This window comes from Halorubrum sp. C191, assembly GCF_002727095.1.
In the GTDB taxonomy this organism is placed as follows: Archaea; Halobacteriota; Halobacteria; order Halobacteriales; family Haloferacaceae; genus Halorubrum; species Halorubrum ezzemoulense.
In genome coordinates this window covers 1-15,791 of record NZ_NHNZ01000107.1, presented here as the reverse complement: position 1 = coordinate 15,791, position 15,791 = coordinate 1, and the positions used below count along the sequence as shown (strand labels likewise).

At 61.0% G+C, this 15,791-nt stretch carries 16 protein-coding genes and 3 pseudogenes; 9 read left to right on the top strand and 10 right to left on the bottom strand.

Annotated elements, in window-relative coordinates; translation table 11 throughout:
- Nucleotides 1–778 precede the first annotated feature (778 nt).
- The 3 genes from Z052_RS10645 (at nucleotide 779) to Z052_RS10635 (ending at nucleotide 2,722) form a co-directional block, all read left to right on the top strand.
- On the top strand, nucleotides 779–2,059 hold the full coding sequence (locus tag Z052_RS10645; RefSeq protein ID WP_094579558.1) for a Cdc6/Cdc18 family protein: 1,281 nt from the start codon (nucleotides 779–781) through the stop codon (nucleotides 2,057–2,059).
- A 141-nt stretch (nucleotides 2,060–2,200) separates the two neighbouring features.
- A complete protein-coding gene (locus Z052_RS10640) occupies nucleotides 2,201–2,470 on the top strand; it encodes a hypothetical protein (protein WP_007344139.1) in 270 nt (89 codons plus the stop codon).
- The gene (locus Z052_RS10635; protein ID WP_007992872.1) at nucleotides 2,471–2,722 is read left to right on the top strand and encodes a type II toxin-antitoxin system HicA family toxin; all 252 of its coding nucleotides are present in this window, start codon (nucleotides 2,471–2,473) and stop codon (nucleotides 2,720–2,722) included.
- A 28-nt stretch (nucleotides 2,723–2,750) separates the two neighbouring features.
- Here Z052_RS10635 and Z052_RS10630 read toward each other — a convergent pair whose 3' ends face one another.
- Nucleotides 2,751–4,007, bottom strand: a complete 1,257-nt coding sequence (locus Z052_RS10630) for an RNA-guided endonuclease TnpB family protein (RefSeq protein ID WP_099289016.1) — start codon at nucleotides 4,005–4,007, stop codon at nucleotides 2,751–2,753.
- A gap of 366 nt (nucleotides 4,008–4,373) precedes the next feature.
- Between Z052_RS10630 and Z052_RS20505 the strand changes: the two genes are divergently transcribed.
- Nucleotides 4,374–4,595, top strand: coding sequence for a hypothetical protein (locus tag Z052_RS20505; RefSeq protein WP_176450634.1), 222 nt, complete (start codon nucleotides 4,374–4,376; stop codon nucleotides 4,593–4,595).
- Nucleotides 4,596–5,016: 421 nt separating this feature from the next.
- Here the strand turns inward: Z052_RS20505 and Z052_RS10620 are convergent, their stop codons facing one another.
- A complete protein-coding gene (locus Z052_RS10620; RefSeq protein ID WP_241897926.1) occupies nucleotides 5,017–5,436 on the bottom strand; it encodes a nuclear transport factor 2 family protein in 420 nt (139 codons plus the stop codon).
- A 200-nt stretch (nucleotides 5,437–5,636) separates the two neighbouring features.
- On the opposite strand from Z052_RS10620, the pseudogene Z052_RS10615 reads away from it, so the two are divergent.
- Both Z052_RS10615 and Z052_RS10610 read left to right on the top strand, forming a co-directional pair.
- Nucleotides 5,637–5,915 (top strand): annotated as a pseudogene (locus Z052_RS10615) (acetamidase/formamidase family protein); the annotation flags it as partial.
- Nucleotides 5,916–6,104: 189 nt separating this feature from the next.
- Nucleotides 6,105–6,326, top strand: a pseudogene (locus Z052_RS10610) (IS1595 family transposase); the annotation flags it as partial.
- A gap of 223 nt (nucleotides 6,327–6,549) precedes the next feature.
- On the opposite strand, the pseudogene Z052_RS10605 reads toward Z052_RS10610, so the two are convergent.
- Nucleotides 6,550–6,776: pseudogene (locus Z052_RS10605) on the bottom strand (ISH3 family transposase); the annotation flags it as partial.
- Between the two features lie 111 nt (nucleotides 6,777–6,887).
- Between Z052_RS10605 and Z052_RS10600 the strand changes: the two are divergent.
- Both Z052_RS10600 and Z052_RS19765 read left to right on the top strand, forming a co-directional pair.
- Entirely contained in the window at nucleotides 6,888–7,214 is a 327-nt protein-coding gene (locus Z052_RS10600) for a hypothetical protein (RefSeq protein WP_144050018.1), read from the top strand.
- A gap of 20 nt (nucleotides 7,215–7,234) precedes the next feature.
- Complete coding sequence (locus Z052_RS19765) at nucleotides 7,235–7,654, top strand: hypothetical protein (protein ID WP_094519353.1); 420 nt, start codon at nucleotides 7,235–7,237, stop codon at nucleotides 7,652–7,654.
- Between the two features lie 102 nt (nucleotides 7,655–7,756).
- Here the strand turns inward: Z052_RS19765 and Z052_RS10595 are convergent, their stop codons facing one another.
- From Z052_RS10595 to Z052_RS10575, 5 genes are read right to left on the bottom strand one after another with little or no spacing between them, the layout of a single operon-like run.
- A complete protein-coding gene (locus tag Z052_RS10595; protein ID WP_094519354.1) occupies nucleotides 7,757–8,461 on the bottom strand; it encodes an ABC transporter ATP-binding protein in 705 nt (234 codons plus the stop codon).
- Nucleotides 8,458–9,234, bottom strand: a complete 777-nt coding sequence (locus Z052_RS10590; RefSeq protein WP_094519355.1) for an ABC transporter ATP-binding protein — start codon at nucleotides 9,232–9,234, stop codon at nucleotides 8,458–8,460. Before Z052_RS10590 ends, Z052_RS10595 begins: the two co-directional genes overlap by 4 nt.
- A complete protein-coding gene (locus Z052_RS10585) occupies nucleotides 9,231–10,097 on the bottom strand; it encodes a branched-chain amino acid ABC transporter permease (protein WP_094519356.1) in 867 nt (288 codons plus the stop codon). Before Z052_RS10585 ends, Z052_RS10590 begins: the two co-directional genes overlap by 4 nt.
- A 3-nt stretch (nucleotides 10,098–10,100) precedes the next feature.
- Nucleotides 10,101–11,066, bottom strand: coding sequence for a branched-chain amino acid ABC transporter permease (locus Z052_RS10580; protein ID WP_158228683.1), 966 nt, complete (start codon nucleotides 11,064–11,066; stop codon nucleotides 10,101–10,103).
- Entirely contained in the window at nucleotides 11,066–12,292 is a 1,227-nt protein-coding gene (locus Z052_RS10575) for an ABC transporter substrate-binding protein (protein WP_158228682.1), read from the bottom strand. The genes Z052_RS10580 and Z052_RS10575 overlap by 1 nt, the downstream gene beginning before the upstream one ends.
- A 139-nt stretch (nucleotides 12,293–12,431) precedes the next feature.
- Here Z052_RS10575 and Z052_RS10570 point away from each other — a divergent pair, with 139 nt between their 5' ends.
- Nucleotides 12,432–13,817: an FAD-binding oxidoreductase gene (locus Z052_RS10570; protein WP_099289014.1), complete on the top strand. Its 1,386-nt coding sequence runs from the start codon at nucleotides 12,432–12,434 to the stop codon at nucleotides 13,815–13,817.
- 15 nt (nucleotides 13,818–13,832) lie between these two features.
- Here Z052_RS10570 and Z052_RS20500 read toward each other — a convergent pair whose 3' ends face one another.
- Entirely contained in the window at nucleotides 13,833–14,132 is a 300-nt protein-coding gene (locus Z052_RS20500; protein WP_199058260.1) for a hypothetical protein, read from the bottom strand.
- Nucleotides 14,133–14,205: 73 nt separating this feature from the next.
- Nucleotides 14,206–14,604, bottom strand: coding sequence for a pyridoxal-phosphate dependent enzyme (locus Z052_RS20495; RefSeq protein ID WP_199058258.1), 399 nt, complete (start codon nucleotides 14,602–14,604; stop codon nucleotides 14,206–14,208).
- Between the last annotated feature and the right edge of the window lie 1,187 nt (nucleotides 14,605–15,791).

Here is a 15,791-nt window from a genome sequence, read left to right as displayed (position 1 = left end):
TATGACTCCTAGCTCGATCAGCTGCCGAAACATCCCGCCGAACGCTGGCTGAGCAGAAGGCATATTGCCAGATTAGAACTGTCTGAGTGTAATTATACGGGCTTTCCGCGTTTCTACATAAGAGCGATAGCTCGAACTTGTCCTCAGAGGATCTTTCCAAGGTCCCCAGTATCGTCTGGGTGTGGGGTGACAGAGGTCGTTTCGCGAGTTCCGTCTGTCCTGATTACTACCCCACCCCCCACTTTTCACGAGAGTTCTCGAATATATTCAGCACACAACTAAAATCGAGAGCTACAGTTCACCAAGCACACGATTGTCTGCTACCACCCACCCCACTTTTCACGAGAGTTGCTCCAGCTTTCGTTTCTCTGTACGAACATATCAACGTGGTCGTACTGTCTACAACCCCCACCCCCCATTTTTCACGAGAGTTGCTGTTAGAGACGAGGTAGTGAAACGATGTCTGCTACTCTCTTAGCACTCTTCTACAGCATAATTAACCGCTACAATAGCCGTGCGGGTATGGTTCCGAGCGATATGTCATAAAGGTTTGCGTATTAGCAAAGTGATCTCGACCCTCCCCCACCGTCTTTACCGCGGAACTCTCGTGAAAAGTGGGGGGAGGGGGTTCGTCATCTCTGTCTGGTTTTGTTCGCGAACACCACCGTATCTGTGTGGTGTATCTATGTCTCATGAAGGCATGGTGTACACAGATGAAACTGATGACACTCATGAAGGTGTGGTTTTAAGTAACGCCGTGGTTACAAGTCGAGTAATAATGGGGCTGGAACGGTTCAAACCCGATTCTACAATTTTTGCTGATGAAGCAGTGCTTCGAGACGGGTATCGGCCTGATCAGTTAATCGAGCGAGATAACGAACTCAAGCAGTACCAGTCGGCTCTGAAACCCGTGATCAACGGAGCACCACCAAAAAACCTGTTTCTATATGGGCAGACAGGCGTGGGAAAGACGCTCTCATCTCGAATGATTATTGAGCGGCTAGATGAGGATCAACAGAATCTAGATGACGTTGATGTACACTTTGCCGAATTGAATTGTAAATCGCTGAACTCGAGCTACCAGGTAGCTGCGAATCTGATAAACGAGTTTCGAGAGCCGGAGGAGCAGATCAAGCCGACAGGATACCCATCTGGGATGATATACACGATGCTATTCGAGGAACTCGAAAAACTCGACGCTACGCATTGCCTAGTAGTTTTAGACGAGATCGATGCTATCGGAAATGATGACGACATCCTATACAAACTTCCTCGCGCTAACGATAATGGGAATGTCAGAGATACGTCTGTCGGGGTTATCGGGATCTCGAACGATTTCACTTTCCGAGATAACCTTTCTGCACGGGTGAAAGACTCCCTGTGCGACGAGGAGATTCATTTCCCACCGTATGATGCGAATGAACTCGGGAACATCTTGAAGCAACGAGCATCCGAAGCATTCCACGATACGACTGCATCGCAACTTGATAATGGAGCGTTCGAGTTATCATCAGATATTCTTGAAGATGATGTGATCCCGTTATGTGCAGCGTTCGCGGCGCAAGATTCTGGGAGCGCCCGGCAAGCGCTGAAGCTGTTGTACAAGGCCGGTGATATGGCGCGTGACGAGGAAAGTGACTGTATCACTGAGAAGCATGTTCGTCGTGCGGATGAAGCAGTTGAGCGGGATAAAGTGCGAGAGGAACTAGGACGACTCCCCACACAGTCAAAATTAACACTGTACGGACTATTGTTGCTCGAGCAGGAGAGTGCGCTCCCAGCTAAGCGAAATCGGATCTACGAGCGGTATGTGTTGGCTGCAAAGCGTATCGACGCGGATGTCCGTACCGACCGCACTATTCATAACCGCTTGTCCCAGTTGACGCTGAAAGGATTTCTTGACGTTCGCGAGCAAAACAAAGGCCCGAAAGGTGGGAGTTACTATGAGTACGAGTTCTCAATTCGTGCAGACATCGTGCGTGATGTACTCCAAGGAGATAGTCGCCTACAAGAGTTGTTTGACGGAATTGATGGAGACATGACTCTCGACAAGTTTTGATACAGATCTCTTTTTGACTGGTTCATTGTTAACTAACTCCAATAAATGGGTACGGATAGCCAGTAGCGCAGCGTCAGGCTCGTGAAAAAGTAGCTTGGTAACGCCCAAACCCTTATTCGGCTTTCATCACGTAGATAGAGCATGGCCACGTCGACGAGAGAGGGCGATGACCACGAGGACGAGATCCGTCTCTGGCGGGAAGATGGGTGGTGGGTCGCCAAAGACGTCGAGACGGGGGTGACGACTCAGGGGACCTCACGCGCCGTTGCGTTGGAGAATCTCGATGAAGCAGTGGCTCTCCATCGAGGAGAGATTGGACACGAACCGACGGATGTAGAACTCGAGGAGTTAGGTATCGATCCGGAGGACAACACGACCGGGGAACAGCACCCCCCGGACGTGCTCGAATAGATGGGAAGACGGACGTTTTCAGGACACGAAATTGCCAAGGTCCTCGTCAATGCTGGTGGCTTCGAATGGCGGCGGACAGCCGGAGACCACGCACAGTTGTACTATGAGCATCCGACGAACGAAGATGATCGCCGCCAGGTGACTGTTCCGTTACACGACGAGCTTCGAACCGGGACGCTCCGTGAAATCGCCGACGGAGCGGGTGCGCAAGACTTTGACGAGTTCTGTGACTGGATCGATCGGAACGCGTAGCACAGTCAACTACCCCACCCTACTTCGCTCAGTCTACTGACTTCGCTCGTTGAGGGTGGGGCTTGTCCATGAACTCGGCCTCGAACCCGTCCGGGTAGGCGGTGAATCCGCCACTTGGCGTCACAGTTCCAGACTTCAGGGCGAGTTGACTGTCGCCCGTCCGCCGAGACGACTGTTGGCCTCGACGGACATACCGTGTCCCGATGTTCTTCGCCGCGTTATAATCCGCGTTCGCTTCCGACTCACACTTCACACATCGAAAGTCGTTGCGAGTTCGGCGATTCTCGTCTGCCGTGAATCCACATTCGGCGCACCGTTGGGATGTGTATGCCGACCCCACTTGCTTCACCGTGATACCTTCCGCTTCGGCTTTATATTCCACCTGTTCGTACAGCGTTCGGAACGCCCACTTGTGTCCCCACGACGCTCCCGTACGGTCACGGATATTGGTTAGGTTCTCGAACGCGATCACCTCGCACTCGTACCGGAGCGCTTCCGAGACGATAGCGTTGGATGCTCGGTGAAGTACGTCGCGGACGTAGCGAAGTTCTCGGCCGCTCGATCGTTCGAGCGTCCGATGGGCACTCCTCGTCCCAGTTTGTTGGAGTCCGGCGCGTACCTTCTCGAACTCGCGGAGGTTGTGGGTTAACTCCCGCCCGCTGAAGAAGGAGGCGGTGCTTGTGACGGCGAGGTTTTCGATACCGAGGTCAACCCCGAGGACCGTTCCGTCCTCGGCGGTGTTCCGTTCGGTGTCGGTCTTGGGTCGGCGGAAGCCGATGTGTAAGAAGTAGTCGCCGTCACGGGCGGTGAGTGTGCTTTCCGTGACGCTCCAGTTGTCGGAGTCGAGGTACTGCCGTTGGTAGCCATCGTCGGCGTCGGGGAGGGCGAGGTCGCACCGGACGCGACTCTCTGTGGTGGAGAGCGACACCGTATCATCATCAAATACAGTCATGGTTCGGGTGTCGTATTTCACCGTGGGTGCGGTGAAGGTGGGCTTACTCACCTTCTTGTCCTTCGCCTTCCGTTCGATACAGCCGGTGATGGCTTGAGCTGCTTGGTGCGTGGCAAGAACCGCGTGCTGACTCCCGAGGTCGGTGTGTTCGCGCACGTCGTCGTAAGCGAGGGGCTGTACGTCGCTTTTCGCGTTGTATTTGCCCCACGCCATGTCCGTGGCGAGTTGGCATCCACGCTTCCACTCGGAAATCGTCTCTTCGAGGAGGTCGCGTTGCTCGTCCGTAACTTCGAGACGAGTGATTGCCGTCCGACGCACGTAGTCGTCTGCCACGTGTTCAATGTGATCAATAGGCTACTTATATATTGGTGTTTGCGACCAACACAAACGCGCTCCTCCCCTCCCTACTCGCTTCCCCCGGTCGCCCCTTGAGGAAGGGGACTCCGCGCTACCGCTTCAGTTGAACACTTGAACGGGTGGTGTGTAAGGTCGACATCTGGTCATCGGAGACACTTGAAGACGTGGTGTGTGTGAGATCGGCTGGGATTTCAGCGTCGATCGCTGTCGGCGTACAGCTCGAAACACTCGAAGCGCCGGAGGGTGAGGACAGAGACAAGCGAGGTGCCGTCGCGGAGGCCGGTGATCTACTCCTCTCTTCCCGGTGGTTGGACAATATCTCCGAGGGATCGGACCACTGGGATGCGCGAGCAGTTGGAGGGCGGATCGAACCTCTTCGGTGGTTGGGATATCGTTCGAGTCCTCCATGCCCACGACGATCCACCGGACGTCCTCCGCTGTCTCTACGGCTCCGTCGGCACGCTCGAGAGCTCGGATGACCGCAAGCAGGGTCTCTCCAGCATCGATACGGTCCTGGATGTACTCATCGAGGAGGTCGAGCCTGTCGTCCTGGAAGGCTCCTGAGCGTGTCAAGAGCCCCAGTATCTCCTCGGGTGGGACGGCATACTCCTCCCGGCGATCGAGAAGCTCGACGAGGTCGTCGACGGCGATTGTTGTCAGCTCGGTCGTCTCAAGAACTCATTGACCGAAGCTTCGTTCTGCAGGGCTTTGGAGGTTGTAGACATAGTCTCCAGCCCCTGCTGCTTCGCACGTGAGGCTTTCTATGATAGGCTCGGATCGTAATGAACTCGCGTCCGTGGAAGACGTCGAACTGGTCCCGGATGAGCGGGGCGATCATCCGGTCGTAATCGAACCCGACGGGGACGATGTGAGTCTGTATACGCTACGTCTCAGACGGGCAGGTAAATCTCTCCGAGCGTCGCGGCACGGTGTTCGCCCCTCGCAAGCAGGCCGGACCGGATCCCCGCCGGTCGGTCGGGACGCGTCACACCGTGTCGCGGTCGGTGTAGGTCACGCGGTGGGCAATCAGCCCGTCGGCGTCGACCGTGTGAAAGTCAGCGAAGCCGAACGCGACCAGCTCACCGCCCTGTCGCCCGCCGAACGTCCCGCGGACCGCCGCCGTGTCACCGTCGACCGCGATCGCGAGCACCTCGTGTTCGCCGCCGGACAGCGGTCTGTCCTCGCGGTAGAACCGCTCTAAGTCGTCTTTCCCTTCGATCGGATCCTGCCCCGGCCGGTCGTAGACGACGTCGTCGGCGAAAAGCGAGAGCAGGCCGTCGTAGTCGTCGGCATCGACGCGCTCGTAGTAGCGGCGCACCGTCTCGCGGAGCCGCTCGGGGTCGGGTGTTACGTCGGCCGATGCGGTGTCGGGCGTCGCGTCGGAGTCAGATGTCGTGTTGGTCACGGGCGTCTGGACGGGCCCGCGAGCCATATGCGTTGTCCCGCCGGGCGGCGGCGGTCTGGGACGGGGGCCTTCGTCGGCTCGTTCGACCCGCGGGTCGCGCCGTTTTTTTCGCTCCCCCCCCCGAGTTCGGTCCGCGGGGCGAGAGCGAATCCGTCGCGGGCGCTACGGTCATGCGAGAGCGTGCTGTACCGTCGCACGGTATGTCACAACAGGAGATCACGGACGAGCTGTACGTCAATTAGTACACCCTCGGGCTCGTCGGCCCCGACCAGGATTGGGCCGGGACAGTCGCCGACGGCGGCACGGTGACGACGTACACGCCGCTGGGCTGTTGGGGACCGATGATCACGCCGTCGTTTCGGGGCGGCCACGAGGTGACGCGGCTGATCCGCGCCGAGGGCGCGGAGGTCGGCGACACCGTCGCGATCCACATCCGCGACGTGGAGGTGACAAGCATGGCGACGAGCACGCGGTCGATGGACAGAACGCAGAAACGTGGTGGAAGCAGAACGGTCGCAAGGTGCTCACAGCAGTCGGAACCTACTCGCGCGGGGAACGCGGCTACCGCGTGGACGAAGCCGCGCTTCGGGCGTGTCTCAACGACGACCGCTCTTCAGTAGACTGGCGGAACCAGGAGCATTAGTGCCTCTGGCCCGGCAAAAACGGGTATGTATGAAGACCGTCCTGCCTTCGGCCAGAGGCTATCAGAACTTGCGGAACTTGGGGTAATAGAATTTCGGGCCGAGCCGCTCGACGCCATCGTCGAGCGGCGTCTCAAGACGATCTGGGAAGAACGCTCCTGTCCACACTGCGGCGCAGACAACCTCCACGCTCTCAACGGCTCTGACCGCATCTGGTGTGGCCGCTGTGACTGGAAAACCACCTACACCATCCGTCTTTAGCTAATACTCACAATAATACTATCTAGCCGTGATCTGCGGTCGAATTTCGCTCGTACACCTCGACAAAACGCTGAAAACACCAATCTTAGCGTTTCTAATCGCCTGGTTTCACGATGAACAGCGTCTCACCGGCTGGAATTGTCCTTCCCAACACCCTTAGTTATATTCTGAGATTTGAATATTACTATCAGTCTTAGCTAAAGACGAATGGTAGCCAGGTTAAGACGGTGTCATCACACGGTGTTCCGTCGGTATCGTTGCAGGTGTCCCAAATCGAGTTCTGGTTAGTACAGGCTAGGATGACGACGAGCCAGATGTCGCCGGGGCCGAGGGGGCCCCCTCGACACCCGGCAACGGGAGGGGAGTAATGACTTCTTCCGCTACGTCTTTCACGTCCGACGCCGAAAGAGACATGTCTAGGTCGGCGATTTTGAACACATCCAGATCCAGACACTTTCTCTTCATCAACTCGGCGATCCAATTCAGCTGATTACGCCGGTTGGGAAGTACCGAGTCTACTGCTACGGAAGCGACTCGGTCACGACGGTGGTGAACGAGAGTACAGCAGTCACCTACAACGCCGAGGAGAACCACGTCTCGGAGTACGAAGTCTGGGCGAAAACGCTCCTCCCCCAGATCGAGCTGCTGGCCAACGAGTCGCTGCTCAGCTACGAGTACCGCGGCACCGGGACCGTCGACGGCCGGGAGAAGTACGTGCTGAACGCGGCCCCGACAGAGCAGTACCGGAGCGACATCGAGATGTCGACGACGGTGTACGTCGACGCGGAGACGTACTTCCAGGCTCGGATCGATAGCGAGATCCGGACCGAGGAGTACACCCACAGCTCTGCGATCGCTTCGAGAACGTCACGCTGAATGAGGCGATCCCCGACTAGATGTTCGAGCTCGACGTGCCCGCGAACGCGACCGATCCGACGGCGAACCTCGGCCCCGAGATCACAGACTACGGAAGCTACGAAAATCTTGTCGCTGCCCCGAACGCGTCGGTGTCGGCCGCCGAGATCGGCAACGGGTTCAGCTTCGAGGAGGGAACAATCCTCGACGGCGAGAGCTACTACGCGGTCACGCTCCGCTATGATGACGCCGACCGGGCAATCAGTGTCAACACGCAGGCCGAGTCGATCGGCGAGCAGAACTACGACGAACTCGACACCTACGAGGAAGTCGCCGTCGGCGATTGGCGGGCTATCTCACCAGCTACGAGGCGTTCACGCTGCTGTACTGGGAAACCGACCAGCCGTACACGCTGTACGGCGAGGCCAGTAACGAGACGGCGACCGACGTCGCAGAGTTGATCGTCGACGGGTAGCCAGCGCCTCCCCCGGCGATTCTCAGCCCTCCGAACTACCCCCGGTGTGGCCGACGCCATCGGGGCGAGATCGATATCCTTCCACCGATCACCAGCCGAGGCTCTCGGCGTCGTCGGACGCTTGGAACTCCTCGACGGAGCCCTCGAACCCGATCTCCCCGTTCCGGAGCGTGTACACGCGCTCGGAGCTATCGACGACGGCGGAGACGTCCTGCTCAACGAGAAGGACGGTCGTCCCCTCCGTGTGGATCTCATCGATCCGCTCGAACATCCGGTCGACGATCTGGGGCGCGAGCCCCGTCGAGGGCTCGTCGATCAACAGCAGATCTGGGCCGGGCATGAGCGCCCGCCCGATCGCGAGCATCCGGCTCTCCCCGCCTGACAGCGTCTTCGCCGCCTGGTCGGGGCGCTCCTCCAAGCGGGGGAACAGGTCGTATATCTCCCCAATCCGGGCGTCGACATCGCCGTCCCCGGTGTAGCCGCCCATCCGAAGGTTCTCACGAACAGTGAGGTCAGGGAACACGGCGTCGTCTTGGGGAACGTATCCGACGCCGGCGTCGACGATCTCGTGGCGAGGCGTCCGGGAGATGTCGTCGTTCCCGTACCGGATCGTGCCGTCGTGGAGCGTCGTCCCGCCGACGATGGTCCGCAGCAGCGTCGACTTCCCGGCGCCGTTCGGGCCGACGATGGCGACGAAATTGCCCTCCTCGACGCGGAGCGAGACGTCCTCCAACACGTAAAGGTCGCCGTAGCCCGCGGTGACCGCCGACAGCGAGAGCAGCGGGTCGCTCATGCCGACTCCTCCCCGAGGTAGGCCTCGACGACCCGCTCGTCGTTACGGACCTCCTCCGGCGTCCCGGACGCGATGGTCTGGCCGGCCTCCATCACGGTGATCGAATCACAGATGTTCATGATAGTGTCCATGTCGTGTTCGACGATGAGGAACGTCTGATCGCGCTCCTCGCGGATACGCTCGATGTAGTCGACGATGTCCGTCGTCAAGTCGCTGGGCAGCCCCGCCATCGGCTCGTCGAGCAGGATAAGGTCGGGGTTGGTCATCAGCGCCCGCGCTATCTCGAGCAGCTTTCGCTCCCCGACGGCCAGCTGGTCGGCCCGCTGGTCGCGTTTCTCCGCCAGTTCCATGTAGCCGAGCAGTTGATCGGCGTGCTCGACGGCGGCGCGTTCGTCCTCCGCGTACGTCTTCGGTCCCGCGGTCGCGGGCAGCAGCTTCTCGCCGCGGTGGCCTGTCTTCCCCACGAGGAGGTTCTCGAAGACGGTCATCTCTGGAAACGTCCGTGCCTCCTGGAACGTCCGCGTGATGCCAGCCTCAACGATCTCGTACACCGGCTTGCCGGTAATCTCCTCGCCGTCGAAGACGACCTTGCCGCCGTCCGGGTCGTGGAACCCGGAGATGGTCCGGAACACCGTCGTCTTCCCGGCGCCGTTCGGGCCGATCAGCCCCGTGATCGAGTTCCGCTCGACGGTCATATCGAACCCGTCGACGGCGGTGACCCCGCCGAAGTACTTGTGGAGGTCACGTACCTCTAGCAGCCCGTCGTCGCTCATGTGTCAGCCCCACGGAGCCCTTCGGGCTTCCACAGCAGCAACACCACCATGATCGTGAACGCGACCGCCGGCTTGTACGACGCCGAGATGAACGCGACGCTCACCTCCTGGGCGATGCCGATCGAGAGCCCGCCGAGCATCGCACCGTAGGGGTCGCCGATACCGCCGAGGATCACGGCGGCAAACATCACCAGCAGCAGGCCGAATCCCATCGACGGCCGGACAACCGTGTTGAGGCCGATCAGCACGCCCGCGATGGCGGTCAGCCCTGCCCCGATGACCCACGTCCAGGTGACGATCCGCTCGGTGTTCACTCCTGAGGAGAGCGCGAGCGAGCGGTTCGACGCCGTCGCCCGCATCGTAACGCCGAGGGTCGTCCGCGTCAACAGCAGGTGGATGGCGATCATCAACACGAGCGAGACGACGACGATCGCGATCTGGACCGTCGTGATCCGCACGCCCGCGATGGCCATCGCCTCGGCGCCGCCGACGTCGAACCGTCGCGGGTCGCTCGACCAGACCATCTCGACGGCGTTGCGCAGGATGATGCTCAGCCCGAAGCTCGTGATCAGCAGCGAGAGCGCGCCGGCGCCCTCCCGACGGAGCGGGTAGAACACCACCCGGTCGATGGCGAGCGCGAGCACCACCGTGATTGGGATCGCCACGACAGCGGCGACGACGAACGGGAGGCCAAGCGCGACGTTCGCGACCAGCGCCGCATACGCCCCGAGAGTGAGATACTCGCCGTGAGCGAAGTTGATGAAATCGAGGATGCCAAAGATGAGCGTGAGCCCGATCGCGGCAAGCGCGATGGTGCTCCCGACGATGACGCCGTTGACCAGGAACTGTGGATCGAACGCCACCGGCTACTCACCTCCGTACTCGACGCGCTTACAGTACTCCGCGTAAGAGATGTCACGCTCCGGCAGCAGGCCGTCGGGCCGGTAGCGGATCGTGACGATCACGAGCACACCGACGAGTATCAGCCGCAGCGTCGGGATGACGTCGCCCAGCCCGTACAGGTCGGGGAGATACCGCGTCGCCTCCCGGAACGCGATGATGAGGCCGGCGCCCAAGATCGCGCCCTTGGCGTTCCCACTCCCGCCGACGATGAGGCCGACCCAGGTCAGGAACGTGATGTTCGCCCCGAACGCGGTCGGGGTCAGCGCTGTCGCGTAGTGAGCCCACAGCGCGCCGGCGAGCCCGGCCATCACGCCGCCGACGACGAACGCCTGCATCCGGTAGCGGAACGTGTGCTTCCCGAGCGCGATCGACGCCTCCTCGTCGTCCCGGATGCTCCGGAGCACGCGGCCGAACGGCGACTGCTTCAGCCGTCGCGAGTAGGCGTAACACAGCCCGACCGCAAGCACCACGAGCGCGAGGTAGAAGAAGTCGTACGCCTCAGGTGGGATCACGCCCCTGAGGGGGCGGTCGATCCCGTAGAGCCCGGCGACGCCGCCGGTCAGCCAGTTCTCGTTCATCATCACGTGCCGGAGGATCTCTGCGAGCCCGATGCTCACGATGGCAAGATACTCCTCGTCCAGCTGGAGCGTGGGGATCCCAAGCAAGACGGCGACCAGCCCCGCAGCGATACAGCCGCCGACGATGCCGACGACGACGGGCAGGCCGAAGCCGAAGGAGTACGCCTGCGTCGCGGTCGGCGACGGGATGGTCAGGATCGCAGTCGTGTACGCGCCGACCGCGAAAAACGCCACATGCCCGAAGTTGAGCAGGCCCGTCTCCCCCCAATGGATGTTCAGGCCGAGCGCGAGGACGGCGTAGATCCCCGCGACCGTGGCGACGCTGGTCATAAACGACAGCTGCTCGAGCATCAGAAGTCGAGCGAGTCTGCCGCGATCTCTCCCACCTGTTCCCATTCGCTTCCGGTCGACTGGAACACCGCGAACGAGGACCGGATGTTCCCCTGGCTGGTAATGTCGACGGGGCCGCTCGCGCCGTCGTAGTCGATGTTCGTCCCGTTGTTGAGCGCGTCCGCGCCGGCCTGGAAGCTGGTCACGGTCTCACCGTCCTTCGAGACGGCGGGGATCTCCCCCGCTAGGTCGCTCCCGCTGTTGCTCTCGGCGGCCTCGGCGGCGAGCGCGGCCAGCATCGCGGCGTCGTACCCCTCCGGGGTGAACGGCTGCGGGCTCTCGCCTGCGCGGGACTCGTACTCCGCGGCGAACTCATCGTACTTCTCGCCGCCAGGTAGCGGCCCGATCGCGTAGGAGTCCTCCAGCGGGGCGCCGACGTCGGCCGCGAAGCTGTCGGTCTGCATGTCGTTGGACAGCCCCCAGACGCCGCCTAGCCCCTGCTCGTCCCACTGGTCCAGAATGATCTGGCCGGTCTGGGTGCCGGCGGTCAGCGAGACGAACTCGGGCTCGTCCTGGAACGCTTCGGTCAGTTCGGAGCGGTACGAGCTCTTTCCCGGCGTGAGCGCGACCTCGGTGGTGACGGTGCCGCCCAGCGCCTCGAATCCCTCGATGACTGTCTGGCCGAACGACCGGCCTCCCTGGTTGTCGACGTACATGACCGCGATCTCCTCGTAGCCGTTGTCCCGGGCGATCCGTGCCATCGCCTTCCCGCCCAGCGAGTCCGACGCCGATGTCCGGAAGATGTAGTTGCCGCCGCGGTCGTCGAGGACACTCGTCCCCGCGGTCGGCGAGATGATCGGCACCTGACTCTCCTGGGCGATGTCCATCACCGCGGGCAGCGTGAATGAGGTCGGGCCGAGGATCGCGCTGGCGCCGTCGGAGTCGATCAGCTTCCGGATCGCCGAGGTCGCCGTCTGTTGGTTCGCCTCCGTGTCCTCGGTCACGATCTCGATATCGGTCCCGTTCATCCCGCCGGCTTCGTTGATCTGGTCGACGGCGATGTTCATCGCCACCTCGCTGGACTCGCCGACCCAGGCGACCTCGCCCGTGAACGGCTGGAGCATGCCCAGAACCGCCGTATCACTTCCCCCGCCACCCATACAGCCGGCGACGGAGAACGTCCCCCCGGCGACTGCGGTCGTCTGTAGAAACGTGCGCCTGTCTACCTGTTTGTCACCATTAACCATGGCGAAGTGCACCGCGGTAAGGGTCTTTAATTCTTCGATCGCGACGCGAGCGGGCGGCTGCTCGGTGGTTTTACCTTCGCTGGCCTCCCAGAACCAATGAACCCGCCGCACCGATGCGGCGAACGATTCACCCGAACACATGGCACCTACAACCGAGTTCGTCGAGGGGATCCTCGACGCCGACCAAATCTCGTACGGCACGGCAGAGCGCGAGCAGCGAGCGGCCGACTGGGGGACCGACGACGCAGACGCCGTCACCCCGGACGTCGTCGTGTGGCCGGAGTCAACGGCCGACATCGCCGCGGTGCTCACGGCCGCGAACGAACACGGGGTTCCGGTCACCCCCTACGCCGCCGGAACCAGCCTCGAAGGCAACGCTGTCCCCGTCGAGCGCGGCATCACGCTCGATCTCTCCGAGATGGACGCGGTGCTCGATATCAGACCCGACGACCTCCAGGTCGACGTTCAGCCCGGCATCTTTGGCGACGACCTCAACGAGGCTGTCGCCGACTACGGCCTCTTCGTCCCGTCGCTCCCCGCCTCCAGCGACATCTCGACCATCGGCGGGATGATTGCCAACGACGCCAGCGGGACGAAGACCGTGAAGTACGGCGAGGTCGCCGACTGGGTCCTCGAACTCGAAGTCGTCCTGCCGACCGGCGAGCTGATCACCGTCGGGAGCAAGGCCGCCAAGACCTCCGCCGGCTACAACCTCAAGGAGCTCGTTATCGGCAGCGAGGGCACCCTCGGTGTCGTCACCCGGGCCACGATCGAACTCACGGGCCGGCCCGAGCAGATCCGTGGCGGGCGGGCGATCTTTGACGACCTTGGCTCGGCCACCGCCGCCGTCGCCGACGCCGTCCAGTCCGGCGTCGACGTCGCGAAGATCGAGCTCATCGACGCGTTCAGCGCCGAGGTGTCGAACGCGTTCCTCGACACCGATCTCCCCGACTCGCCGATGGTGTTCCTTGAGTTCCACGCCAATCACAGTGTCGAGGAGGAGATCGGGTTCTGCCGGGCGGTGTTCGAGGCCAACGACGTCGCACGCTTCGAGATCGCTGACGATAACGCCGAGATGCGAGCGCTCTGGGAGGCGCGCCGCGAGCTCGCGGAGGCGTTCGAGCCGTACGACCCGGACCGCTCCCCGCTCACCCCTGGCGACATCACCGTCCCGATCAGCAGCTACCCCGAGATCATCGATTACGCCAAACAGCTCGAAGCCGAAAAAGGGATCCCGGTCGCCTGCTTCGGCCACGCCGGCGACGGCAACGTCCACTACTTCATCATGGTCGAGCCCGACGACCCTGAGTCGGTCGCGACCGGCGAAGAGATCTCCGAACGGCTCGTCGAGCGCGCCATCGAGCTCGGCGGCACCGCCACCGGCGAACACGGCGTCGGCCTCGGGAAACGCGACTACCTCACCATGGAGTACGACGACGCCGGCTTAGAGAGCATGCGCGCGATCAAGCGCGCGCTCGACCCAAACAACGTGCTCAACCCCGGGAAGATCCTCCCCGAGGAGTGAGCGACGGCAGTCGAACTACTCCCCGAGCGACTCGCCAGCGAGCAGCGTTCGAAGCTTCCCCGGCGAGACATTCCGGCCGGTGCTGGGGAGCATGTCCGTCTTCACACGGATCTTCGCCTCCATCTCCCGCATCGCCGCGAGGCTCGTCGCGGAGGTGCCCTCCGCGGGGGTCCCCGCCTCGGTCAGCAGCTCCCGAACGCCGATTTCAATCGCCGTCTCGCTCACGAGGCGGAACTCGTCGAGGCTCTCCCAGAGTGCGCCCACCTTCACCGCGAACGGCACCCGCGTCGCGACGCCTTCAGCGAACGTTTCCATCCGGTCGTGGGGTCGAGGTGGCCCTCTGACCAGGCCCGGTGTATCGCCGGTGCGGCCGCCAACTGGACGCCGATCACGTCGGCGTCGGTGAGTTCTCCGACGGTGAGACAGTAGCCCGTCGCACCCGCCCCCCGCCGACGGGCGAGAACAGGTAGTCAACCCCCGGCAGTTCCTCGACGACTTCCAGCCTCGCGGTCCCGACGCCGGCGACCAGCGCTGGCTTGCTCGCGGAGTGGACGTACTGATACCCCCGTTCTGCTGCGAGCGCCTCGGCGCGCTCGCAGGCGTCGTCGAACACCCGGCCGGCGTAGGCGACCGACTGCCCGTGGTTGCCCGTGCTGGCGGCGATCAGGTCGGGGTCGTGGAACTCCTCTCCCAACCGCGAGATGACCGTCACTCCGTCGCGGACTTTGAACGCCCCCGTTGGGAGCGTGTCCGCGCGTTTCAGGTAGACGTCGGCGGAGGGTGTCATAGGACTCCCTCAACAGTCTGTAAAATACTCTGGTTGAGAACTATCGTATGAGACACGTTCTATGGGAGTATAATCAAGTTGCCACGGAACAACTCGGTCGGTATGGCGATCCTGCTGGTCACGGCGAGTATGTGTCAGTTATCGGTACCATGAGATTACTGAGCCGGTTAACAAAAACACGCCGACAGTGAGCAACGCCCCACCTGTCCACAGCGATTCGTCGATCATGACCACACCGGCTACTGTCGCTGTGGCCCCGATCACGAACGCAAGAACTTTTCATACGCTATCTGGAATAAATGCTACGACGATATCAAGCAGCACCGCGAGTATGTCGTCGATCATTCTGGGGGCGTATAGCATGTGGCTTTGACTCTCAATAAGAAGCGAGGTACTGTTTCAAAACGAGCAAAGTGTCCCTACACTTGGGTGCTGGGAGGATGAGATTCGACCACCCACATTTGATCGATGGTATCGCCTGATCCCTCACTACCCCGACACTCTGTCGATGAATGTCTATTGTTCACTGTGTTGGCCGTTAAACCTAACTCAAGTCTGGAGATGATTCTGTGTAAGGTATGCGCCTTGTACTGAGCGATTCCTGTGTAGGTGTGAGAAGACTTCTATAACACCCTCCTAACGGTCAACGCGAGTCCCTCGAGGCTCTCCAGCACAGGTAGTTTATGTGTCTGATGTGAGAATCGTTATGGGTGACCCGGATTCTCCAACCGTCTCGGTATCTCTCTCTAGTCCCACGGATATTCCAGCAGTCCTGAATCGAGCTGGCATCGATCACGTGAGTGTCCATGATCACCGACTCCTTGCTATCTATCACACGGCAATTCTCAACGTGACGACTGATCCGCATCAGATATCGGATGCACAAACACTCGAGGTCGAATGCTGGGAGGATCCAATTCCATCTCGTGCTGATGGAAAGCCGTCACAAGATATTCTTCAGGACTTCACCGACGTGTTCGACTCTGCCGGGGACTATTGAGGGATTCACTCCGGTGGATCGACCTGATCAGCACAGCAATCATGGCCAATCTCATAACGAGTGTTAGCGACAGAAAGAACGATTATAATGGATACACGTTAGCTGTTGGAATATGAGTGCGTCACAGGGTGAAGCCGATCTCTCGGAGGACGAACGTGCGGGTCTTGATACTCACGGCCATAAGTAC

Coding starts and splice junctions, on each gene's coding strand:
- Z052_RS10645 (WP_094579558.1), top strand. CDS start 779: ATGGGGCTGGAACGGTTCAAACCCGATTCTACAATTTTTGCTGATGAA.
- Z052_RS10640 (WP_007344139.1), top strand. CDS start 2,201: ATGGCCACGTCGACGAGAGAGGGCGATGACCACGAGGACGAGATCCGT.
- Z052_RS10635 (WP_007992872.1), top strand. CDS start 2,471: ATGGGAAGACGGACGTTTTCAGGACACGAAATTGCCAAGGTCCTCGTC.
- Z052_RS20505 (WP_176450634.1), top strand. CDS start 4,374: ATGCGCGAGCAGTTGGAGGGCGGATCGAACCTCTTCGGTGGTTGGGAT.
- Z052_RS19765 (WP_094519353.1), top strand. CDS start 7,235: ATGTTCGAGCTCGACGTGCCCGCGAACGCGACCGATCCGACGGCGAAC.
- Z052_RS10595 (WP_094519354.1), bottom strand. CDS start 8,461: ATGAGCGACCCGCTGCTCTCGCTGTCGGCGGTCACCGCGGGCTACGGC.
- Z052_RS10590 (WP_094519355.1), bottom strand. CDS start 9,234: ATGAGCGACGACGGGCTGCTAGAGGTACGTGACCTCCACAAGTACTTC.
- Z052_RS10580 (WP_158228683.1), bottom strand. CDS start 11,066: ATGCTCGAGCAGCTGTCGTTTATGACCAGCGTCGCCACGGTCGCGGGG.
- Z052_RS10575 (WP_158228682.1), bottom strand. CDS start 12,292: ATGGTTAATGGTGACAAACAGGTAGACAGGCGCACGTTTCTACAGACG.
- Z052_RS10570 (WP_099289014.1), top strand. CDS start 12,432: ATGGCACCTACAACCGAGTTCGTCGAGGGGATCCTCGACGCCGACCAA.
- Z052_RS20500 (WP_199058260.1), bottom strand. CDS start 14,132: ATGGAAACGTTCGCTGAAGGCGTCGCGACGCGGGTGCCGTTCGCGGTG.
- Z052_RS20495 (WP_199058258.1), bottom strand. CDS start 14,604: ATGACACCCTCCGCCGACGTCTACCTGAAACGCGCGGACACGCTCCCA.